The organism is Thalassotalea sp. G20_0 (assembly GCF_017744175.1).
In the GTDB taxonomy this organism is placed as follows: Bacteria; Pseudomonadota; Gammaproteobacteria; order Pseudomonadales; family Endozoicomonadaceae; genus Endozoicomonas.
Window position 1 is genome coordinate 1 of sequence record NZ_JAGHQV010000049.1, and the last position, 21,599, is coordinate 21,599.

General features: G+C 50.8%; 19 protein-coding genes. 15 read left to right on the forward strand and 4 right to left on the reverse strand.

Annotated elements, in window-relative coordinates; translation table 11 throughout:
• Positions 1 to 222: 222 nt before the first annotated feature.
• Complete coding sequence (locus tag J7438_RS20930) at positions 223 to 1,212, reverse strand: hypothetical protein (protein WP_209201158.1); 990 nt, start codon at positions 1,210 to 1,212, stop codon at positions 223 to 225.
• A 206-nt stretch (positions 1,213 to 1,418) separates the two neighbouring features.
• On the opposite strand from J7438_RS20930, the gene J7438_RS20935 reads away from it, so the two are divergent.
• Entirely contained in the window at positions 1,419 to 2,612 is a 1,194-nt protein-coding gene (locus J7438_RS20935) for a hypothetical protein (protein ID WP_209278087.1), read from the forward strand.
• A gap of 44 nt (positions 2,613 to 2,656) precedes the next feature.
• Here the strand turns inward: J7438_RS20935 and tusA are convergent, their stop codons facing one another.
• Complete coding sequence (tusA, locus tag J7438_RS20940) at positions 2,657 to 2,935, reverse strand: sulfurtransferase TusA (RefSeq protein ID WP_286196800.1); 279 nt, start codon at positions 2,933 to 2,935, stop codon at positions 2,657 to 2,659.
• Positions 2,936 to 2,967: 32 nt separating this feature from the next.
• Positions 2,968 to 4,308: an MATE family efflux transporter gene (locus J7438_RS20945; protein WP_286196801.1), complete on the reverse strand. Its 1,341-nt coding sequence runs from the start codon at positions 4,306 to 4,308 to the stop codon at positions 2,968 to 2,970.
• A 364-nt stretch (positions 4,309 to 4,672) separates the two neighbouring features.
• Between J7438_RS20945 and J7438_RS20950 the strand changes: the two genes are divergently transcribed.
• The 13 genes from J7438_RS20950 to J7438_RS21010 all read left to right on the forward strand — a co-directional run bounded on the left by J7438_RS20950 (position 4,673) and on the right by J7438_RS21010 (position 18,893).
• Positions 4,673 to 5,446: an SPRY domain-containing protein gene (locus J7438_RS20950; protein ID WP_209278088.1), complete on the forward strand. Its 774-nt coding sequence runs from the start codon at positions 4,673 to 4,675 to the stop codon at positions 5,444 to 5,446.
• 171 nt (positions 5,447 to 5,617) lie between these two features.
• On the forward strand, positions 5,618 to 6,544 hold the full coding sequence (locus tag J7438_RS20955) for a Dyp-type peroxidase (RefSeq protein WP_209278089.1): 927 nt from the start codon (positions 5,618 to 5,620) through the stop codon (positions 6,542 to 6,544).
• Positions 6,545 to 6,964: 420 nt separating this feature from the next.
• Positions 6,965 to 7,597 carry a hypothetical protein gene (locus J7438_RS20960; RefSeq protein WP_209278090.1) on the forward strand — a complete coding sequence of 211 codons (633 nt, stop codon included), beginning with the start codon at positions 6,965 to 6,967 and terminating at the stop codon, positions 7,595 to 7,597.
• Between the two features lie 417 nt (positions 7,598 to 8,014).
• Positions 8,015 to 9,244 (forward strand): hypothetical protein, encoded by a 1,230-nt coding sequence (locus J7438_RS20965; protein WP_209278091.1) that lies wholly within the window; start codon positions 8,015 to 8,017, stop codon positions 9,242 to 9,244.
• 841 nt (positions 9,245 to 10,085) lie between these two features.
• Positions 10,086 to 11,543: a cytochrome-c oxidase, cbb3-type subunit I gene (ccoN, locus tag J7438_RS20970; protein WP_209201151.1), complete on the forward strand. Its 1,458-nt coding sequence runs from the start codon at positions 10,086 to 10,088 to the stop codon at positions 11,541 to 11,543.
• A 5-nt stretch (positions 11,544 to 11,548) separates the two neighbouring features.
• Positions 11,549 to 12,163, forward strand: a complete 615-nt coding sequence (gene ccoO, locus J7438_RS20975; RefSeq protein WP_101748846.1) for a cytochrome-c oxidase, cbb3-type subunit II — start codon at positions 11,549 to 11,551, stop codon at positions 12,161 to 12,163.
• On the forward strand, positions 12,163 to 12,381 hold the full coding sequence (locus J7438_RS20980; RefSeq protein ID WP_209201150.1) for a cbb3-type cytochrome oxidase subunit 3: 219 nt from the start codon (positions 12,163 to 12,165) through the stop codon (positions 12,379 to 12,381). Before ccoO ends, J7438_RS20980 begins: the two co-directional genes overlap by 1 nt.
• Before the next feature lie 2 nt (positions 12,382 to 12,383).
• Entirely contained in the window at positions 12,384 to 13,280 is an 897-nt protein-coding gene (gene ccoP / locus J7438_RS20985) for a cytochrome-c oxidase, cbb3-type subunit III (protein WP_209278092.1), read from the forward strand.
• 157 nt (positions 13,281 to 13,437) lie between these two features.
• Complete coding sequence (gene ccoG, locus J7438_RS20990) at positions 13,438 to 14,841, forward strand: cytochrome c oxidase accessory protein CcoG (RefSeq protein WP_209278093.1); 1,404 nt, start codon at positions 13,438 to 13,440, stop codon at positions 14,839 to 14,841.
• Between the two features lie 3 nt (positions 14,842 to 14,844).
• Positions 14,845 to 15,480 (forward strand): FixH family protein, encoded by a 636-nt coding sequence (locus J7438_RS20995; protein ID WP_209278094.1) that lies wholly within the window; start codon positions 14,845 to 14,847, stop codon positions 15,478 to 15,480.
• Positions 15,480 to 18,017: a heavy metal translocating P-type ATPase gene (locus tag J7438_RS21000; RefSeq protein WP_209278095.1), complete on the forward strand. Its 2,538-nt coding sequence runs from the start codon at positions 15,480 to 15,482 to the stop codon at positions 18,015 to 18,017. Before J7438_RS20995 ends, J7438_RS21000 begins: the two co-directional genes overlap by 1 nt.
• 2 nt (positions 18,018 to 18,019) lie before the next feature.
• Complete coding sequence (gene ccoS / locus J7438_RS21005) at positions 18,020 to 18,196, forward strand: cbb3-type cytochrome oxidase assembly protein CcoS (protein WP_209201145.1); 177 nt, start codon at positions 18,020 to 18,022, stop codon at positions 18,194 to 18,196.
• Positions 18,189 to 18,893 carry a sulfite exporter TauE/SafE family protein gene (locus J7438_RS21010; RefSeq protein WP_209278096.1) on the forward strand — a complete coding sequence of 235 codons (705 nt, stop codon included), beginning with the start codon at positions 18,189 to 18,191 and terminating at the stop codon, positions 18,891 to 18,893. Before ccoS ends, J7438_RS21010 begins: the two co-directional genes overlap by 8 nt.
• Before the next feature lie 214 nt (positions 18,894 to 19,107).
• Here the strand turns inward: J7438_RS21010 and J7438_RS21015 are convergent, their stop codons facing one another.
• The gene (locus tag J7438_RS21015) at positions 19,108 to 19,560 is read right to left on the reverse strand and encodes a hypothetical protein (protein WP_209278097.1); all 453 of its coding nucleotides are present in this window, start codon (positions 19,558 to 19,560) and stop codon (positions 19,108 to 19,110) included.
• Positions 19,561 to 19,990: 430 nt separating this feature from the next.
• On the opposite strand from J7438_RS21015, the gene hemN reads away from it, so the two are divergent.
• Positions 19,991 to 21,385, forward strand: coding sequence for an oxygen-independent coproporphyrinogen III oxidase (gene hemN, locus J7438_RS21020; RefSeq protein WP_209278098.1), 1,395 nt, complete (start codon positions 19,991 to 19,993; stop codon positions 21,383 to 21,385).
• Positions 21,386 to 21,599: the final 214 nt, after the last annotated feature.

Here is a 21,599-nt window from a genome sequence, read left to right on the forward strand (position 1 = left end):
GTACGCCCCCCCGTCGATCTCCCGTTTGTGATCAGGGAAACAGCCCGGAAATATCAACATACGGTTGCCCAGTGCACAGTGTGGCGGCATAAAACACTGTAATCCGGCCCCGTGTCTGTGTACCTCATTTGAAGGCCGGTTATAAGTAGTTGGCCAAATGGAATCGTATATTTCTGGCTATGCGGGCAGTTACTATGTGTCAGAAAATATGATTTCATTGGGCTAACTACTTACCCCTTTGGAGCAACCTGCCACCACATCTAATGAGACCGCCTTAAAATTCAACGTCAGGCCATGCAGGTAACATTTCTCTTTGAAGCGTGCTGCCATCATCTTGCCGTCCGGACAATCCGGGAAAGCCTCAATCACCGCATCCGGTGTGACCGGCTTGCCATACAACGGCAGGTTCCTCAGGCAACACCGCTCTATGAAGCTCGCTCTACTCATCATGCCTTTCAGATTATTCGGAAAAGCCTCAACCACTGCTTCCGGGGTGACTGGCTGGCCATTCAACGGCATTCCTCCCAAGCAACAGTTTACTTTGAAGCGCACCAGCTCCAGTTGGCCTTCCGGAGTATCCGGAAAAGCCTCAACCACCGCTTCCGGGGTGACCGGCTGGTCATACAGCGACCGTTCCATCTTCCAACATTCCACTTTGAACAGTGCGATCTCCAGTTGGCCTTCCGGAGTGTCCGGGAAAGCCTCAACCACTACTTCCGGGGTGACCGGCTGGCCATTCAACGGCATTCCTCCCAGGCAACATTTTGCCTTGAAATGCGCTATTCCCATCTTGCTTTGTGGACAATCCGGGAAAGCCTCAATCACTGCATCCGGTGTGAGCCGCTGGTCATTCCACTGCTGGCAGCCCAGGTAACATTTAGCTTTGTTGTTCGCCCTTTCCAGGAGCAGCAATGTCATGGATGTATCGCGGTCAAAAATTTCTTTAATCAGGAAATCTGACCGGAGGCACGACACATGGCGTGTATGGGTCGCACTGAAATTGACGAAATCAGAAAAACTCAACTGACGGGCAATGAGTTGCAGTTCAATGTCAGGAAGTGCTGCCAAATGACAGGTATCCGGTTGGTTACGTACTTCCTGTACATGCACCTTCCTGAAACCGAAAAAAGCAAATGGAATATCTGAATCCTGTATTTGAGGATTAAGAATGAATGATTCTAACTGGAGTGAAACATCAGCGGCTTGATGCATAAGTCAACCTTCGTCTTTTATTCAGGGTTGTTTTGAGCCCGGGCCCAGAAAAAAGTTCCATTGTGGCTTCTTCCTGCAACAACTTTGCCGGAACTAATTAATGCCTGACTGGTCGTAACTACTGCAGCACTGCTTTGCAAGCAATTAGTCAAAACGACATTACTTGCAACAATTAATGAATGCCATAAATTCAAGGGGTATCATCGATGATTTCATCCTCCACTCAACTCTCTCCATTAACAGGGGCAACATCACCTGTCAGCACCACAGAAAATACCCAGACTGAGAAAGCCGCCGTAAACCCGGAACTTCAAACACTTCAGGATGTTTTTTCAGACCGATTAAAAAAGGCAGAGAGCCTGTTAAGTGATGACCTTTACGTGAGAGATGATATCTATGATCTTTTTAGACCTTTTGCCCCTTCTCATAATGCTAACGACAGTGACCGCTGCATAGAGCGGGATAATGATAATTTCGCGGCTCTTGCTCTGGCCCAGTGTAATCTTGCCAGTATTCAGGGCACTTTAATACTTCAGCAAGTTAATGACATTCAAAATGTTATTATAAAAAAAATCATTTCGCTTGAGGACCCATCAGTTGCAACAAGTGAAGAGCCCACACTGGAAAGGGATCTGGGAGCCATTTCAAGGGAAGAGCAAACACTGGAAGCACTGGAAAGAGATCTGGGAGCCATTTCAAGGGCAGATAATCAGATCAAGCCCAAGTCAGGTTCTTATTGCATGGGTATTGAACGGCAGGGCTTTGCAGAAAAGCAGATCGAAGCGTGGTTTCAGGAAGATAAGCAGCAACGCGTTAAAGATGCATTGATACTGTTAAAGAACCAGATAACATCAGGTGGCGATATAGGCCCTATCGGGGCACAAATTATGAAACTGAAGCTTGAAACAGCTGGAGACCTGGCCACTTTTTCTGCTAATTTCAAATACCCTAATCCCGGGATTTTCAACCAGGCAAGAGAAGAACTTCTGAATAAATCCAGTGATTTAGAACAGCATTTCACCAATAAGGAAAACCTGACCCGTGCTTTACAAGGCAACGTTCCAGAAGACCAAATGGAACAATTAATTCAGGCGTTATCCCACCCTGTATCTGAGATGAGCACAAAAGCAATGGTGCTGGCTTCAATCATCACGCACCACACGGAGAAAGACTTGAAGTCTTACTTGAAAGCTGCCCAGATTTTGTCTCTGAAAACACAGGCGCAGGCAGACAATCCAGCACTCTCGGATAGAACTGCCCTTGCAATGGGTCTGGAGCGCAGTGATGCAATGGTGAGAGAGCATTATCAAGGCGGCGAAAAATGGGCCGCCAGAAATGCTGCTGACGCGCTGATAAATAGTCTGACGCCAATGCCTGAAGATCTGACGACAACGGCTTAAGCCTATCCGATCCCATGCCGCCCTTTGATATTTTCAAGGGGCAATTAAACCAGTTCCACCTTTTTCTTTCTGATCCAGTAAGAAAAAACAGCATCTGTCTCTTGATGCTGAAGAAGCTGGTGCTCCAGAAAATTACAGAACTTGGGTATATCACGTTTAGTGGATGGGTCAGTCGCCAATACCCGAACCACCTCACCGGACGCCATATCCCTGATTTTATTGTGCAACAGCATCACCGGCTCCGGACAGAACAGGCCACAGGTATCCAGCTCATGCTGCACTTCAATAGTGCCAGCGTTCTCTTCAAGCAACATTTCTGACATCAAACGTTAAACCAGTCTTTCAAACCAGCTCCTCATAAAAGGTCATGTCGGGCTGCAAACCAGACATCGTGGTTACTAAAATGGCGATACACCCAGATCAGTCCCAGGCCCCGGGCGGCCATAAAAACCGTGTAAGCAAGCCACAAGCCCTGATTTCCCATATCACGAAACAGGAACCAGACCGGGAGAAAAACCAGAACCGTGGCGATCAGCATTGTGTTCTGCATCATATCGGTTCTGACCGCGCCAATAAAGACGCCATCCAACCAGAAACACCAAACAGCAATCAGCGGCATGGCGACCAGCCAGGGCAGGTAAACAGACGCTTGTTCTGCAACCTCCGGGATATTGGTCAACCAACCCAGCAAAGCCTTACCGCCAAGGCCAAGAGACAGACAGAACAACCCGCCACAGATCAGGGAACACCAGCCGGTTACCCGGACTATCTGATGAAACTGTCGGCGATCACCTTTGCCAATGGACTCACCGGTCAGGGCTTCTGCTGCGTGTGCGAAACCATCCAGGCCATTGGAAATCAGCACCATCAGATTCATCAGCAGCGCATTGGCAGCGAGCACTTCATCCCCCAGGCGAGCGCCCCGGGCGGTAAAAAATGCCTGTACTGATAACAGACACAATGTACGGACAAACAGGTGGCGATTCAGCATGATCAGCCGACGAAACGCAGCCATATCAAACACCATGTCAGCACTGAACTGGCCATCATCACCGGCCAGAACCCGCCTCACCAGCAACAACCCAAGAGACAGCGCCAGATAGTCAGCAATCACCGTTGCCATCGCGGCACCCTGAGTTGCCCAGCCCAGACCGAGGACCAGTAACAGGTCCAGTACAATATTGACGGCATTACCCAAAACCAGGATAAACAACGGCCCCTTCGGCATTTGCATTCCTATCAGCCAACCAATCAACGCATAGTTAACCAATACGGCTGGTGCCGACAATATCCGGATCTGAAAGTAGATTTCCGTCTGCCTCGCCACCACATCACTGGCTGCAAATAAAGGCAACGCCAACTGTAAAATCAACGGGGAGCAAAGAATCAGCAACAAGCCTGTGAGAGCCGCAAAAACCACGGACTGTAACAGCCACTTTCTCAGGGCATAACGGTCATTCCTGCCCTTTGCCTGGGCAACCAGCCCGGTGGTCCCCATTCTCAGAAAACCAAAAGCCCAGAAAATCATGCTGAACAGGGTTGCCGCAACGGCAACACCACCCAGATATTCCGGTGCAGAGAGATGACCAAGGACAGCGGCATCTACCAGCCCCAGCAGCGGTACCGAAATATTGGAAATAATGGCAGGCCAGGCAAAATGCCACACCCGCTGATAAGTTGCCGAAGCCGATAGCAAGGGGTCAACTCCTTCTGCGCCTTAATCACAAGGGGGTATTTTATAGAGCGTCTTTATGAACAGAAATAAGTAATCATTCACGTTCATCACTTACACTATTTTCTCCCATAGCAGTAAGAATAAGAACTTTTTCATTCTAAAGCTGTCGGACTGATTAGTAATTTGCAACTGTAAGAATCAATTCATGAACCTGAAAAGTCTTTTTTCATATCGTCTGCCGTGCTGGCCAAAGCGTTTGCAAGATATCCCTTCTCAAACCAGTCCACCGGCCTCAGCAGAACATAACCACCAACAGGAAACGGTGTCTCCCTGCCGACAACAGGCAGCAACCGGAAACACCCGGGAAGGAAGGAGTGTCAGGCAAATGGTGCCGTTGCCCAATTGCAGCCTTACAGGCATGCGTCTGGAAGGCATGGAAAGAAATAAGTATACCTGTGTCTCTATCTGCACCACCTGGGATCCGGACAAAAGCAGTCACAATGTTCGCATCAGCGATGGGGTGCCATCAAAATTACATCGTGAACGTGCTGTCCATCGTACCGACCTTGCCATGTCAGATACCGGCTTTTCAAAAGGCTTGCATATTCTGGATGTTGAATGGCCGACCAAGATGCGAGGATCTCATGCGGTGATTGGTGTTGCATTGGCAGAAGCTCCTAAACATGCAAACTCTTATACCAATCTTCTTGGTAGCACGGAGTCCTCCTGGGGCTGGGACATAAAAAACAACAAACTGATTCATAACGGCCAAACCATGGGCAATTACCCCAAAGACAAAGCGGATGGGGTATTTAATGCACCCAACAAAATAAGCTGCATAATAGATATGATTACAGGAACCATAGGCTTCAAAACCAACGAGGAATATTTGGGAGACGCGTTTTCGGGGCTAAAGCATAAAACCGTTTTTCTGGCTGTGTCCACTGTTTGGGGGGGCGCAGAAATCTCAGTCGCGTATAACAAAGGCTGTAATAACACTCCTCTCTCGCTGCAAGACCTGTCAAAACTGACATTAAGAGACCGGGTGAAATTTGTACAGCAGCTCGACCACCTTCCTACCTCTCCGGGACTAAAAAGACTCATTGCTGACAAATCAATAACTGACCTTGATAGCATTGATGAAAATACTCACCTGTGAATAATCTTCACTGGCTGCTTTCATCACCAAAATGATTCAACCCTGACGTCTATACAACATTGATCCCTGACAGTAACAAATGCTCCGTGGTGGTAATATAATGATCAGTCCACCACAACCAGACACCGACTTTATTCGATATATTGTCTGAGACTTTCAAGGTTCAAGACCATGCCAACGCCTCAGTCCGGCATCACTCCGGATGCCAATACCAACGCTCAATTTCTGATACTGACGATCAAAGACAGCAACAGCGACAGTCTATCGCAAATCCGCCGGACGCTCTCCGGCATTCCAGAGCTTACTGAAACTCTGGCGAGGCAATACCCCGATGCCAGGCTCAGCTCAACCATCAGTATTGGCAGTGCTGCCTGGGACCGGCTTTATTCCGGCAGCAAACCCGGGGCTCTGCGCCCTTTTATGGCCATCAAAGACGCTGATCGGGAAGCGCCTGCAACTCCCGGCGACTTGCTGCTGCACATTCGCTCAGACCGAAAGGACATCAATTTTCTGCTGATGAGCCAGGTGCTTCGTCTGTTGGGCAATAACGTGCAGGTTCAGGAAGACATCAGCGGTTTCCGGTATCTGGACAGCCGTGACCTGACCGGATTTGTCGATGGCACAGAAAACCCTGAAGGTGAGCACCGTGCCGATGTCGCGCTTGTGGGGGAAGAGGATAGCCCGTTTGCAGGGGGCAGCTATATCCACACCCAGCGCTATGTTCACCATTTAAAAGAGTGGGAACAGTGCCCGCTGAAAGATCAGGAAACCATTATGGGGCGCACCAAGGAGGATAATATTGAGTTCAGTGCTGAACAGAAGGCCCCCATAGCCCATATCAAACGGGTCAACCTGAAAGACGAACACGGCAACAGTATGGAGATTCTCCGCCATAGTATGCCTTATGGTGACGCCAGGGAGTCAGGCCTGTTCTTTATTGCCTATGGCAAGACACCAAAACATTTTAATCTGATGCTGAAAGCGATGATTAAAGCCGATGCCCATGGTCACTATGATCATTTGATGAATTTTTCAACGCCAGTCACTGGCTGTGCCTTCTTTGCGCCCTCTCGTGAATTTTTAGCAATGAATATTTGAGCAACAATCAGTAACCACTGTCAGCACCTCTTCCGAGGTGCTTTCTGATGAATTTTGTTATACCAGTTATTGCAGGACTCAAATTGTTATCGTAACTGACTTACTTGTTAGAGATTTATGCGAAAGCAAATCGTTAACTTCCTGAGGCTAAATAACCAGTCACAAATCTTCAGTTGCTTACAAGCATAATCATTTGGAGTTAAAAAATGATTTCACCCTCCAATCAAGTTAATTCCCGGCAACCAATAGGTGTTCCTGCAACGGAGGAGGCCTCCACTTCAACTGCAACGGTGGATGTTAGATTCGGGGATAAATTCCGGACTGTACATCCGGTTGTCAGTGAGGACACTTTAAAAAAATGCCAACGGAGCTATAGAGTCAGATTCTGATTATTTTGTTGCCGATTCCTCTTCTTCATCAATGAAATCCAAATATTGCTCACAAGTGGTAAAAGGAGTTAATAAATCACAATATGCTCTTCCTTTAATTCCGCTTGATAGTAATACCAAAACTACAGTGAACTTTAATGATCACTGTCAGATTATTGATCAGGAAAACTTTAAACATCAATTACAGACCAGTCATCCGGCATTGATTAAACTGGCAAAACAAGGTGTAGAGGCTTTGGCCAGGCAATTCTTATTGCATAATCAGCCAATGGACTTATACCGGGTGTCGATATTACGGAATTACATTTCCAGTAAGGGTATATCTGGAGGTAGATGGCATCGTGACTGGGGCAATTATAGCCTCGTGATGTTGATGAATGATGATTCGGTTATTAAAAAGAATGCTCCGTATTACACAGGAGGAGGATTAAAAACAGCAAAAATTAACACGCGATCTATTTTTCCATTCTTTGCTGAGGAGGGGACTGCTGAAGAGAACAAATACCCACCTAACGGTGGTTTTGCTTTCTCAAACTATCAGGGTCAGCTTGTTCATCAAGGTGCTGATTGTAAGTATGTCCCGGTTAAAACTGGCGAGCATCTGGCTAAACCTCTGGAGAAGAGGTTACTGGTTATCGTTATGTCTCATTCAAAGCCAAAGTGAGGAGTGCCAATCTCTCCAGGCAGCTGTTTCAACATTCTGCCAGGATATCACAGGTCAATTTTGATGCTCCCGATACCAAAGAACGCCTTTACTGAACGGGGCAATTATGTCTCTTTGCCCCGGCCTTGCACAGTATTTTTATGATCGCCCGGTTGCCCGGATGGCAAGCCAGGTCAAGCCGCCTGGTGCCGGTGCGGTAGGCAAGATGGGGGGTTGCACCTTTTATAAGAATTCCAGCACGGAACACTCAAATTCCTTGAGGTATGAAACTAATTCGATAGGTCAATGGTCTACGATAGTGTCCGGATTGCTGCAACGCAGGCAGATGGACACAAAGACCAACCGGTTTATGCCCAAAACATTGCCAGTTTTGACCATAAGCCATAACAACAAAACTCCTACGAAACAGGTGGTTACATGCACGTTGAATCTGCAAAAGTCCCATTACCCTTATCAACTCAATCAACCGAACAACCGGCCCCAGCAGCACAATCAGTCCCTCAGTTTACGGCTGACAGCTTCGACAATCGGCCGGGAGCCGAAATGCTGGCAACCCGATTGAACGCATTCAACGAGAATATATCGGCCATCCTGAATGCTAAAAAGTCTGAAACTGAAAAGACAGGTACTGAAAAGCCAGATACTGGAGGGCTTGACGCTAGCGATATTGCACTAATGTGCCAAAATTTCACCAGCGCTTTTAATCTGGATAATATCCTGGTTCAAGAGTCCACCCAGCTCAAAGCCATTCAAATCCTCCTGACCCTCACCAACTGCCATGATATTGATTCCCTCAAAGCGTTTGCTAACAGCAAACTGCATGAGAATCCTGACAATCAGGATGACTGCCAGAAGTTAAAGGATAGCGCCGACAAGGACAACAATAATCCGATTACCCTGCCTCCGGGCTATGGCATGACATCGAAAAATTTCAGTTTTTTCCGGGAACAGTTAATGGATAGTTTTATTGACTCCCAATTCTCGGAAGCAAACTTTGAGGAGAAAGAAAAGGATCAACTGAAAGATGCAATAAGGATGGCCAAAATGCAGATCGCTGGCAATACCGGAATCGGTAACTTCAAAGAGCCAATAACTTTTGACCAATTCGACCGGGAACAGGTCAGCAAGCTAACTGGAAGCCTGATCTACCCACGGCAGAAGCTGTGTGCAGATAATCTGGCAAAAGAGATCCTGGCGTTACAACAACAGCTGTTCGACTCCGACTCAGGGCTGATCGACATGCTGGGCAATAATGAAGACATCACTAAATTGCTGCAGGGTAATCAACCGTATCACCTGAAACAATTACTGGCCAGACAGGGTGCAGACCACCGCGCTACCCTGACCAATGATGCAGCCTTGCTGGTTTCATTTGTCGCAAGAAATTCAATATTTGCGGACGAATTTGCCAAACTTGGTATCAATCCGGAGAATCTTACGCATCTGGCCAAAGCACACAGCATACTGAACCATGGCCAGGCTGACGAGAAGAAAGAACTCAGCAACGAGATTGCCGCTAAGGGCCTGAAAGACAGTGATGATTTCACCAGAACGTTCTTCAAAAGCGAGACTGCCAATAAGTACAACGCTGAGCCACCGTTTGCCAGAATTGCCTTATGGCTGGCGGAGTCCAATCAATCCGGTTGAACCAGGCGTTTACGGATCAGATTGACAAACTGATGTTTGGGCCAATCTGATCCACTAGTGCAGAAAAGCGTTAATACCCGCACACCCCATTCATCCTGAGCTTGTCGAAGGATGAACAGGGTGTATGGGTATTTGCGCTTTCCTGCACTAGCCAAAAAGCTGTCCGGAAAATTGCAGAACCCGGGGATATCTCACTGGGTGGAAGGTCTCTTTGCCAGCCCCCCTACCCCGGGACATACCCTGACTGGCTGTCCATCATCATCACCGATTCCGGGCAACCCTGGTCTCAGGTACCCAGCTCTTAAAAAAGCTGACAGAACATACCAGTAAAGACCGAAAAAGCATTAGCAGCAACTCTTATATTTCTGTATGATTGCCGCGGGATCGGCGGAGTATTGAGTAAGTAGCTGGCCATATGGAATCATATATTTCCATATGGTTAGCTACTTATATGCTCCCGATAACCAGATGAGGACATAAGAAAGTCAGAACTGTCGGTACAGCAAAGCCTGTTTAGAAGGTTGGCAAGGGGAAAGCAGGGGTGCTTTTGATTTTCCAATGGAGTTGTGCACTCAAGTGCTCTGGCAACGGGGTCAGGGTCGTTAACTAAACAAGCACTATCATAAGGAAAAAACGCTAAAAAACAGCACAAATATTCCACTTTTTCAAACTGTTTACCAGGAAAAAGTCTGCAGCTCCCAAGGCGTAACCCCCTACCTCTGAACAGAAGCAACTGGCTCATTTTTTGATCGGATATTGATCCGTATCAATACAATCCCATTTCGGTTTACCCACAATAACCATCAAATCTTATAAGCATAACCCGAAGGTAACATGGAGCATGAGCACTGCAACGTTACAGCCGACCTATAACTACAAAGTAGTTCGGCAGTTTGCCATCATGGCCGTGGTCTGGGGAGTTGTTGGTATGGCGGTAGGCCTGCTGATTGCCTCTCAGATGGTCTTTCCCGAACTCAACCTGGGCTTACCCTGGACCAGCTTTGGACGCTTGCGGCCACTGCATACCAATGCGGTGATTTTTGCGTTTGGCGGCTGTGTCCTGTTTGCAACGTCCTATTACATCGTCCAGCGAACCTGTCAGGCGACACTGGCCATGCCGCGGCTGGCCGCTTTCACCTTTTGGGGATGGCAACTGGTGATTGTTGCAGCGGCAATTACTCTGCCCCTGGGCATTACCTCTTCCAAAGAGTACGCCGAACTGGAATGGCCCATTGATATTCTGATCGCCGTTGTCTGGGTCAGTTACGCGCTGGTCTTCTTTGGCACCATCATGAAGCGCAAGAGTAAGCACATCTATGTGGCTAACTGGTTCTTTGGTGCCTTCATTATTACGGTTGCCGTGCTCCACATCGTTAACAGCGCTTCGTTACCTGTTAGCCTGACCAAGTCCTACTCTGCCTACGCCGGTGCCATGGATGCCATGATCCAGTGGTGGTATGGCCACAATGCGGTAGGCTTTTTCCTGACCGCTGGCTTCCTGGGCATGATGTATTACTTCGTGCCAAAACAGGCGGAGCGTCCGGTTTACTCTTATCGTCTGTCCATCGTGCATTTCTGGGCGCTGGTTGCTATCTACATCTGGGCCGGCCCGCACCATCTGCACTACACCGCACTGCCGGACTGGGCCCAGAGCCTGGGCATGGTCATGTCACTGGTGCTGCTGGCACCGTCCTGGGGTGGCATGATCAATGGGGTCATGACCCTCTCCGGTGCCTGGCATAAGCTGCGGACCGATCCGATCCTGCGTTTTCTGGTGGTTTCCCTTTCCTTCTACGGCATGTCCACCTTTGAAGGCCCGATGATGGCCATCAAGACCGTTAACGCCCTGTCCCACTACACCGACTGGACCATTGGTCATGTGCATTCAGGTGCCCTGGGCTGGGTAGCCATGGTGTCATTCGGTTCGCTCTACCACCTGATTCCAAGACTTTACGGCAAGGAACAGATGTACAGCGTTGGCCTGATCAATATGCACTTCTGGCTGGCCACCATCGGCACCGTTCTTTACATCGTTGCCATGTGGGTAAACGGTATCACCCAGGGCCTGATGTGGCGTGCAGTGAACGAAGACGGCACGTTAACCTACAGCTTTATTGAGTCCGTAGAAGCCAGCGGCGTCGGCTACATTGTCCGTGCTATTGGTGGTGCCTTCTTTGTTCTTGGCATGCTGACAATGGCTTATAACGTATACCGCACTGCCAGTGAGTCGGAGGAGCCGTCTTCCGATAAAGAATCCCTCGAACTCAACCCCACCACTGCGCCGGTTGAAGGGAGATAATAATAATGGCGAGCAAACACGATATTGTTGAAAAGAACCTGGGCCTGATGGTGATACTGGTGGTCGTTGCCATCAGTTTTGGCTCCCTGGTGGAGATCGTCCCGCTGTTTTTCCAGAAAGAGACCACTCAGCCCGTGGAGGGCCTGAAGCCTTACACCGCCATGCAGCTTGAAGGCCGTGATATTTATATCCGTGAGGGCTGCGCAGGCTGCCACTCCCAGATGATTCGTCCGCTGCGTGCCGAGGTGGAGCGTTATGGCCACTACTCAGTGGCCGGCGAGTCCGTTTATGACTACCCATTCCTCTGGGGCTCCAAACGTACCGGACCAGACCTGGCCCGGGTCGGCGGCCGTTATTCCGACGACTGGCACCGTGCCCATCTGATTAACCCACGTGACCTGGTGCCTCAGTCCATTATGCCCGCCTACCCATTCCTGGCAGAGAACACGCTGGATGGCAAGCTGACCGCAAGAAAGATGGAAACCCTGCGCACACTGGGTGTTCCCTACACCGATGAAGATATTGCCGGTGCCCGGGATGCCGTCAAAGGGCAAACCGAGCTGGACGCCCTGGTGGCTTATCTCCAGGGACTGGGCACTGTTATTTCGGGTAAGCGCTGATGGATATCAATACGATTCGAGGACTGGCGACACTGGTCGCCCTGGTCGCATTTCTATCGGTGGTCTTCTGGGCCTACAGCAGCCGACGTAAAGGCGACTTTGATGAAGCCGCCGCTCTGCCATTTGCTGATGACCAGCAAGAGGCTGCTGCGAATACCGATGCCCCGGGCAGCCACCGGGAAACCCATAAGAACTCCCAGAAAAGAGGAGCAGTATAACGATGAGTAATTTCTGGCACTGGTGGATCGTTCTGCTGACCACCGCCTGCCTGGTACTGGTCACCTGGGTTCTGTTTGCAACTCGCAAGGGCCAGCGCAGGGATATGACCGATGAGACCACCGGTCACGCTTATGATGGCATTGAGGAGTATGATAACCCGCTGCCGCAGTGGTGGTTTATCATGTTCATCGCCACCCTGGTATTCACTGTGGGCTATCTGATTCTCTACCCGGGTATGGGTAAGTGGGCAGGGGTCCTTGGCTGGACTCAGGTGAATGAGCTGGAACAGGATCAACTCAGGCATGACCGCAAATATGCCCCTGAGTTTGCCCGTTACGCCGCCACTCCGGTTGAACAGCTGATTAACAACCCAAGGGCTCTGAAAATGGGTGAGCGGGTCTATATCAACAACTGTGCCCTCTGCCACGGTATGGATGCCGGTGGTAACTTCGGTTTCCCGAATCTCACTGACAACGACTGGCTCTACGGTGGCACTCCGGACGCCATCAAGGCCACCATTGCCCACGGTCGCCAGGGGCAAATGCCCGCCTGGGGTGCTGTGATCGGTGATACAGGTGTGAAGCAGGTTGCCAGCTATACCCGTGAACTGTCTGGTATTGATAGCGGTGCCAGCGAAGCGGACCTGGCCGCTGGCGAAAAGATCTTCAGTACGACGTGTGCCGTTTGCCATAACGCCGATGGTACCGGTAACCATGCCCTGGGCGCTCCGAACCTGACCAACAATATCTGGTTGTACGGATCAAGTCAGGCGCAAGTGGAATACACCATCCGCAAGGGACGAAACGGCGTTATGCCACCCTGGAACGATATTCTTGGTGAAGAGAAGGTTCATCTGGTGACGGCTTACGTTTACAGCCTGACCCACAAGGCTGAATGATCAGCTCAGGCGCAGGGGCAAAAAGCTATGAACCACAAAGGCACAAAGACACAAAGGAAGCTTTTTTTGCTAAGCCTAGCTCAGGCAAGCCTAGAAAAACTTTGTGCCTTTGTGACTTTGTGGTTCCAATAAAACCTTAACGGTATATTTGGGCTCTATGAACACAGACAATGCAAACCAGGAACCAGAACTGATCGACCTGTATCAGAAGCCTGAAAAGATTTACACCAGAAGCTTTTCGGGCCACTTCCGCACGCTTCGTCTGGCTGGTGGTACATTTCTCTTCCTGCTTTTTTTTGGCACCTGCTGGATCAACCTGAATGGCCGTCAGGCTGTGCTCTTTGACCTGCCCGCCCGGCAGTTTCATATCTTTGGCACCACCTACTGGCCCCAGGATTTTATCCTGCTGTCCTGGCTACTGATTATCTGCGCCTTTGGCCTGTTTGCACTGACGGTGTTTGCCGGACGAATCTGGTGCGGCTACACCTGCCCCCAGAGCGTCTTCACCTGGGTATTTATGTGGGCAGAACGCATCACGGAAGGTGAACGCAACCGCAGGATGAAGATGGACAAAGAACCCATGTCCCTCGGGAAATTTCTGCGCAAAAGTGCCAAACACGCGCTCTGGCTGAGTATCGCTTTTGCTACGGCGCTCACCTTTGTCGGCTACTTTATTCCCATCCGGCAACTGGTGCTGGACCTGGCCACCTTCGATGTTTCCCCCTGGGGTATTTTCTGGCTCGGTTTCTTCACCCTGGCAACCTATGGCAATGCGGGTTACCTGCGGGAGCAGGTTTGTATTTACATGTGCCCCTACGCCCGTTTTCAGAGCGTTATGTTCGATAACGACACCCTGGTGGTTGCTTACGACAAACATCGCGGTGAACAACGTGGCCCGCGCAAGAAAAGCGCTGATCACAAAACCATGGGGCTGGGGGACTGTGTGGACTGCAGTGTCTGCGTGCAGGTCTGCCCTACCGGTATCGATATCCGTGATGGTCTGCAATATCAGTGCATCGGCTGTGCCGCCTGTATCGATGCCTGCGACACCATTATGGACAAAATGGGCTACGACAAAGGCCTGATCCGCTACACCACCGACAACGAACTTGCCGGCCAGAAGACCCATTGGCTTCGTCCCCGACTGATCGGGTATAGTTCAGCGCTGTTTATCATGATCTGCCTGTTTATCTTCAGCGTTGGCCATCGAGTTCCGCTGGAGCTGGAAGTACTCAGGGATAGAAATGTCCTTTTCCGGGTCATCAATGATGACCAGGTAGAAAATATCTACACACTGAAAGTCGCTAACAAAGACCAGCAACCCCATCACATCAAAATACGGGTGGCTGGTATCGAGAATCTGAAAATAGCGGGCAGAACCGCCATTGTGGTAGAGCCGGGCAGTGTGCAGCAGGAAATCATCAGGGTTATCGCGCCATTGATTGATGGGGCCCCCAGCACACGGCCGGTTCGCTTCAGCATCAGTTCCAGCCAGCCCGGGCTGGAAGCCATTTCCGCTGAAAGCCGATTTATGGTGCCCGGACCAGAGAGGAAACCCTGAACCATGACACAGTCTACAACCAGCAGAGATAACCCGACAGGAGGCCAGCCTGCCACCAACAGGGAACCTTTTACCCCCTGGTACCGGGAACCCTGGGCCTGGTACATCGTGGGTATTTTGCTGGTCACCTTTGCCTGGGGCGGCTTTCAGGTCTACACCGCCTTTACCCATCAGGACAGCGTGGTGATTGATGACTATTACAAAAACGGCAAAACCATCAACCAGGACATGACCCGGATTGAAAATGCCCGAAGCCTGGCCGTTGCCGGTACACTGACCATTGATGAACTGATCGGCGAAGTCCGGGTGACGATGCAGGGGAATCCGGAGATGTGGCCCGGGCAGCTTAAACTCAGCTTTCTTTCTCCGGTGTTTAAAGACAAAGACAGAACCATTGTGCTGACCCGCTCCTTTGGCATCAGCGCAAAATCAGCTGCTAACGCAGGGGCTGCACAGCCCGGGCAAAACCCAATTTATGTCGGCCAGCTGGACGCCCGGGTTGCCGGTCGTTACTACCTGCAACTGGAAACTCTGGATGAGCTGATTCCGGAAGTAGGCTATGAGACCGGCTGGAAGATCACCCTGGAGGCCGTGGTCTCACCGGGAACCCCAATTACCCTGAAAAACCCGGATGCCTGATGACCGAGACCCGTTGCTTTCATTGCACTCTGCCGGTCAGCGAGCCGGTGGTATTTTTTGCAGACGTTGAAGGAACACCGCAGCCCATGTGCTGCCCGGGCTGCAAGGCAGTAACCGAGGCCATTGTTGCCGGCGGTCTGGAGAATTATTACCGGCACCGGACCGAAAGCGCCAACCAGGTCACTGACCTGAATCAGCGATTGCAGGAAGAGCTGCTGATCTATGACCGTGCAGAGGTGCAAAAGGATTTTGTCAGACCAGCAGGGCCTGATTCCCACAGCCAGGATACCCCCCTCACTGCCAGTCTGCTGATAGACGGCATCACCTGTGCCGCCTGTATCTGGCTATTGGAAAACCATCTGGAAGCACTGGCGGGTGTTGACCAGGTCAGTGTTAACCTCAGCACCCATGAGGCACAGATCACCTGGCATAACAGCGAGATCCTCTTAAGTACCATTCTGCTGGAAATTCACAAAATCGGTTACAAGGCGTTTCCCTGGCGTGCTGACCAGCAGGAAGCCCTGCTGAAAAACGAAAACCGGACTTTTATACGACGGCTTGCCGTTGCCGGTATTGGTGCCATGCAGGTGATGATGTATGCCATCGCCCTCTATTCCGGTGCCATCAGTGACGATATGCCGGACATTTACCGGGACCTGATCCGGATCTTCAGCGCCTTGATTGCCACGCCTGTGGTGTTGTACTCGGCAGCGCCCTTCTTCAAGGCGGCCTGGCGGGACATCAAAATACGGCATCTCGGCATGGATGTCCCGGTATCCATTGCCATAGGTGGTGCCTATCTGGCCAGCCTGTGGGCAACCTTCTCAGTTTACTTTCTCTCGAACGGCTCCGGCGGCGAAGTCTACTACGACTCCGTTTCCATGTTTACCTTCTTCCTGCTGACCGGCCGCTACCTTGAGCTTCGTGCCCGCCATGCGACTGCCAGGGCTGCACGGGCGCTGACCAATTTACTGCCGCCCAGCTGCCTGAAAGAAGTCAATGGTCACTATCAGCGCGTCCCGGTGGCCGATTTGCAACCAGACGACAAAGTTAGAATTCTTCCCGGTGATGCCATTCCCGCAGATGGTATTCTGATCAGTGGCTCCACCAGCGTTAATGAAGCTATGCTGACCGGAGAGTACCTGCCGATCGAAAAGCAGCCCGGTGACACACTGCTGTGCAGCAGTATCAATGTGGACCATCCCATTGAGCTTAAGGTGAGCAAAGTGGGCGAAGAGACCCGGGTAGCCGGCATTATCCAACTGCTGCAACGGGCACAGCAGGATAAGCCCGCCATCGCGAAAATTGCCGATAAGGTGGCCGGCTGGTTTGTTGCCTGTGTTTTGCTGGTCGCCATTTGTGTGTACTGGGGTTGGTCCGGCATTGCTCCGCAAGACGCGTTCTGGATTACCCTGTCGGTTCTGGTGGTGACTTGCCCCTGCGCCCTGTCCCTGGCCACACCCGCTGCCCTGACTGCGGCTACCGGCTATCTGCACCGCCTTGGTCTGCTGGTGACTCGTGGTCATGTTCTGGAAGGCCTGAAAACCATCGACCATGTAATCTTTGATAAAACCGGCACCTTAACCAAAGGGGAACTGTCGTTAAGCCAGGTGGTTCCGGTTCCTCTAGATAACGGCAACAGCTCAAAAGAAGCGTTGCTTCAGCGGGCAGCAGCCCTGGAAGCACACTCTGAACACCCTATCGCCAGAGCCTTTTTCTACACCGTTGAGTCACTGCATGAGCAGGCTCACGAGGTGAAAAACCATCTTGGCCAGGGGATAGAAGGCACCATTGGTAACCGCCTTTATCGTATCGGGCGGCCTGACTTTGCCTGCCCATCCGGCAATGTAGCAACGCCAGAACAGGATGGGCAATGGTTGCTGATGTCAGGAAGTACTGACCAGGAACTCTGGCAACCGCTCTGCTGGTTCAGGATTACCGACAGCCTGCGCCCTGAGGCCGCCCACACAATCCAACGGTTGCACCGGATGGGCAAAACCGTAACCTTGCTCAGTGGTGATGCCGGGCCGGTGGTGGCGGCAACTGCTGAATCCCTGGGTATACGGCAATGGAAGTCTGAAAGCAGTCCGGATGACAAGTTGCACTATATCCAGACGCTGCAGAGTCAGGGTCACAAAGTCTTGATGGTCGGTGATGGCATCAATGATGTTCCTGTTTTAGCGGGGGCAGATATCTCCATGGCCATGGGTAATGCTTCAGATCTGGCCCGCACCAGTGCAGATGCCGTATTGATTTCCGGCAACCTTGAGCGACTGGCCGATGCCTTTAACCTGACCGTAAGAACCCGAAAAATTATCCGGCAAAACCTGGCATGGTCCCTTGGCTACAACCTTGCCGCCCTGCCCCTGGCCGCAGCAGGCATGATTGCCCCATGGATGGCCGCTACCGGCATGGCGCTCAGCTCACTGATCGTGGTGGCCAATGCCCTGCGACTGAACCGCCCGGGAAAACTGACCAAAGCACCGACCGAGTCAGAAGAAGTTTACGCCCACCTTGAACCCAGAGGAGCTGCCTGACCATGGAAAGCCTGATTATTCTGATCCCTCTGGCCCTGATCCTGATCGCTGTAGCGATCAAACTCTTCTTCTGGGCAGTAGACGACGGTCAGTTTGACGACCTTGAAGGGCCAGCTCACAGCATTCTTTTTGATGAGCCTCAACAGATACCGAAAGCTAATTCACATGACCATGAATGAAGTTCCCACGTTACTTTCCGCATTAACCCTGGGCATACTGGGCAGTGCCCACTGTATCGGCATGTGTGGCGGCATTACTTCCGCCCTTAGCCTCTCTCTGGCAGGCAAGTCCCGTGCACAGATCTTCTGGCTGATGCTGACCTATCATCTCGGACGGATTACCAGCTACGCCATCGCTGGTCTCCTTCTGGCCAGCATTGGCTGGTACCTGGGCGGTATCAGCCCGGAAGTCAAGGTGGGACTGCGCTATTTAGCGGCCATTATGCTGATCGCCATGGGGCTTTATCTGACCGGTTGGTGGCGTGGTCTGACACATCTGGAAAAGATCGGACATAAACTCTGGCAACATATCCAGCCCAGGGCCAAAGCACTGCTGCCCATCAAAAATTTTCCCAATGCCCTCGCTATTGGCATGCTCTGGGGGTGGTTACCCTGCGGCCTGGTTTATAGCACCCTGGCCTGGAGCGCCAGCCAGGGACACCCGGTACAGGGTGCGCTGTTAATGGCTTCATTTGGTATCGGCACCATACCCTCAGTGTTCCTGCTTGGTGCGTTCTCAAGACAGCTCAGCAGCATTATCCAAGCCAGTATCACCCGCAACCTGGCGGGGTTGCTGATTATCCTTTTTGGCTTGTGGTCTATGCCTGGCGCACACCAGAGGTGGTTGATGTCCATGCTGCACCATCACCATATGTGATAAAAGGAAAAAAAAGTTCTGCCTCCTAGTACATGGTTTCAATGAGTTTGACGTGTACGATCTTCGTTCACCCTGAGCGGAGTCGAAGGGTGCTTGGCACGATCTATCAGAGTCCGGAGTTTCCGCCCTTCGACAAGCTCAGGACGAACGGAGTGCGGAGGCACGACAACCCGTCAAACTCATTGAAACCATGTACTAGGAGGCTCTTTATGAATCAGAAATCAAACCAAAAGACGAGGCGCTCCGCTTTTTGCTTCTGCAACTCAGCCAACTCCAAAAAATACTTTTCCCCCAACGATTTCCTGATCGTAAGCTTGACAAACTCTTCGGGAACATCAACACCCCTTTCTCTTAAAGGCTTGTTATAGTCGTAAGAAACCAATTCATCAACAGACAGCCAGGAGTGACCAGATCCACCCGTTCCCCATTCATCAGACTTGGCCTTGATGGAAAGACTGACATCTCCGGGCAGCCCGCGAGCCTCGTCAATAATGGGATACGGAGTAACATGCCAGAAGCCCCAGTCATAATCGCTTCTGACAAAACCCTCGGAAAAAAATGAAAAGACATGACGATTGCGATCTGAAAAAGGTTCGTAACCCGGGATTTCTTCCCATTGCCCGGCACTATTTCTGAATTCAGCATACATATGTATGTCCGCACCCATAATGACTCCTCCTGTCTGATCAGTGACCAGGACATATTTGTGAATTTTTATGATCTAGCAGCAAAAATAGCACATTCAATGAACCCACCAATCACTGTCAATCAGCCCCTTTTCAGCACAACCCTGCCAGCCAAAGCATTATTTGCTCGATTAATAACCAGATGGCAGATACAATAGCCGACCTCAACAGCTTCACGCCACGTTGGACACAATCCTCATTACAGGCCCCAAAGACGAACCATAAAGGCATACCGGTTCGGTTCTTACCTATTGACACCGATCAAAGAACAACCTTGAAAATCTCTCTAAACTAGCCAAAAACATCATGACGTAATACAGACTGTTTTTGCCTTAACCTTTCCGGCACCAAAAGACCGGCCAGAAGGCGAACACACTGACTAATAAGACATGAAGATTACCGAGAGCAATAATGAATACTGCACCAGTTTGGGATAAAGACCTGATTCACCGATACAACCACTCAGGCCCGCGTTATACCTCCTATCCCACGGCGGTGCAGTTTGATGGCAGCTTTGATATTGAGAAATATCATCACAATGCCCAGTCCAGTGCCAGGGCCATCAAGCCCCTGTCACTCTACTTTCATATCCCGTTCTGCTCCCATGTCTGTTATTACTGCGCCTGCAATAAAATTGTGACCAAACACCGTGGGCGCGCCAATAGTTATCTGGAATACCTGTTTCGTGAAATAGAGATGCAGGCAGCACTCTACAGTCAGGAACAGCGGGTTGAACAACTCCACTTTGGCGGTGGCACACCGACCTTTCTGAGCAGAGATCAGATGACGGATCTGATGGGCCATATCCGCCAGCACTTCCAACTGACCCAAAGCGATACCGCAGACTACTCCATTGAACTGGATCCCAGGGAAGTAGACTGGCCCATGATGGGCACCCTGAGGGACCTCGGCTTCAACCGGATCAGCATGGGCGTTCAGGACCTGAACCCCAAAGTGCAGCAAGCCGTTAACCGGGTACAACCTGAAAGCATGATTCAATCCATTCTTGATGCTTCCAGGGTCATGGCATTCCGCTCGGTACATATGGACCTGATATACGGCCTGCCTTTCCAGACCACCAACAGTTTTATGGAAACCATTGATCGAGTGGTTGATATGGCTCCGGACAGGCTATCCCTGTTTAACTACGCCCACCTGCCCCACCGCTTCAAGCCACAGCGCCGAATCAATGAGCAGGATCTGCCTGCGCCGGAAATGAAGCTGGACATTCTCCATCAGGCCACGGAAAAGCTGCTGGATCAGGGCTACATCTACATCGGTATGGATCACTTTGCCCTGCCAGACGATGAACTGGCCATTGCCCGGGAAGAAGGCACGCTGCACCGGAATTTCCAGGGTTATACCACCCATGGCCACTGCGACCTGATCGGCATGGGTGTGTCTGCCATCAGCCAGGTAGGCGACACTTATGTTCAGAACAGCACCGATGAAGCCCAGTATTACTCAATGATCAATGAACAGCAGTTGCCAATGGTACGCGGCCTGAAGATGACGGATGATGACAAAGTCCGCCAGGCAGTGATTACCCGGCTGATCTGCCACTTCAAATTGAACTTCAGCGATATTGAAGCGCAGTTTGGTATTCAATTCAGAGACTACTTCCGGGATGAGCTGGCAAGGCTGGAGCCGATGAGGGCAGACGGCCTGGTCAGTCTCAATAGCGATGGTTTGCTGGAAGTACTGCCGAAGGGAACGCTGCTGATCCGTAACATCTGCATGCAGTTCGACCACTACCTCAATCAACCTGAGATGAAAGAAAAGCCTCTCTACTCAAAGGTTATCTGAATAGCTGTACACTCCGGAGCGATAACAAAGCTCTGGAGCTCTCTCCTGCCACCACCGAAACTGCCTGATCATCACGCACAGTGCTGAAAACTCTCTGCCAGGAGGCTGCCTATCAGAAAAAAACTGAAACCGACTACTATTTGTCATCACTCTCACATTGATTTACTTAAGGCATAAGTGCAAAATCTGCCAGGTCAGTCAAATACCACGAAAG

What these genes read in the sequence shown, in the direction of transcription:
- J7438_RS20930 (WP_209201158.1), bottom strand. Translation starts at nt 1,212, where the DNA reads ATGCATCAAGCCGCTGATGTTTCACTCCAGTTAGAATCATTCATTCTT.
- J7438_RS20935 (WP_209278087.1), top strand. Translation starts at nt 1,419, where the DNA reads ATGATTTCATCCTCCACTCAACTCTCTCCATTAACAGGGGCAACATCA.
- tusA (WP_286196800.1), bottom strand. Translation starts at nt 2,935, where the DNA reads ATGTCAGAAATGTTGCTTGAAGAGAACGCTGGCACTATTGAAGTGCAG.
- J7438_RS20950 (WP_209278088.1), top strand. Translation starts at nt 4,673, where the DNA reads ATGGTGCCGTTGCCCAATTGCAGCCTTACAGGCATGCGTCTGGAAGGC.
- J7438_RS20955 (WP_209278089.1), top strand. Translation starts at nt 5,618, where the DNA reads ATGCCAACGCCTCAGTCCGGCATCACTCCGGATGCCAATACCAACGCT.
- J7438_RS20960 (WP_209278090.1), top strand. Translation starts at nt 6,965, where the DNA reads ATGAAATCCAAATATTGCTCACAAGTGGTAAAAGGAGTTAATAAATCA.
- J7438_RS20965 (WP_209278091.1), top strand. Translation starts at nt 8,015, where the DNA reads ATGCACGTTGAATCTGCAAAAGTCCCATTACCCTTATCAACTCAATCA.
- ccoN (WP_209201151.1), top strand. Translation starts at nt 10,086, where the DNA reads ATGAGCACTGCAACGTTACAGCCGACCTATAACTACAAAGTAGTTCGG.
- ccoO (WP_101748846.1), top strand. Translation starts at nt 11,549, where the DNA reads ATGGCGAGCAAACACGATATTGTTGAAAAGAACCTGGGCCTGATGGTG.
- J7438_RS20980 (WP_209201150.1), top strand. Translation starts at nt 12,163, where the DNA reads ATGGATATCAATACGATTCGAGGACTGGCGACACTGGTCGCCCTGGTC.
- ccoP (WP_209278092.1), top strand. Translation starts at nt 12,384, where the DNA reads ATGAGTAATTTCTGGCACTGGTGGATCGTTCTGCTGACCACCGCCTGC.
- ccoG (WP_209278093.1), top strand. Translation starts at nt 13,438, where the DNA reads ATGAACACAGACAATGCAAACCAGGAACCAGAACTGATCGACCTGTAT.
- J7438_RS20995 (WP_209278094.1), top strand. Translation starts at nt 14,845, where the DNA reads ATGACACAGTCTACAACCAGCAGAGATAACCCGACAGGAGGCCAGCCT.
- J7438_RS21000 (WP_209278095.1), top strand. Translation starts at nt 15,480, where the DNA reads ATGACCGAGACCCGTTGCTTTCATTGCACTCTGCCGGTCAGCGAGCCG.
- ccoS (WP_209201145.1), top strand. Translation starts at nt 18,020, where the DNA reads ATGGAAAGCCTGATTATTCTGATCCCTCTGGCCCTGATCCTGATCGCT.
- J7438_RS21010 (WP_209278096.1), top strand. Translation starts at nt 18,189, where the DNA reads ATGAATGAAGTTCCCACGTTACTTTCCGCATTAACCCTGGGCATACTG.
- J7438_RS21015 (WP_209278097.1), bottom strand. Translation starts at nt 19,560, where the DNA reads ATGGGTGCGGACATACATATGTATGCTGAATTCAGAAATAGTGCCGGG.
- hemN (WP_209278098.1), top strand. Translation starts at nt 19,991, where the DNA reads ATGAATACTGCACCAGTTTGGGATAAAGACCTGATTCACCGATACAAC.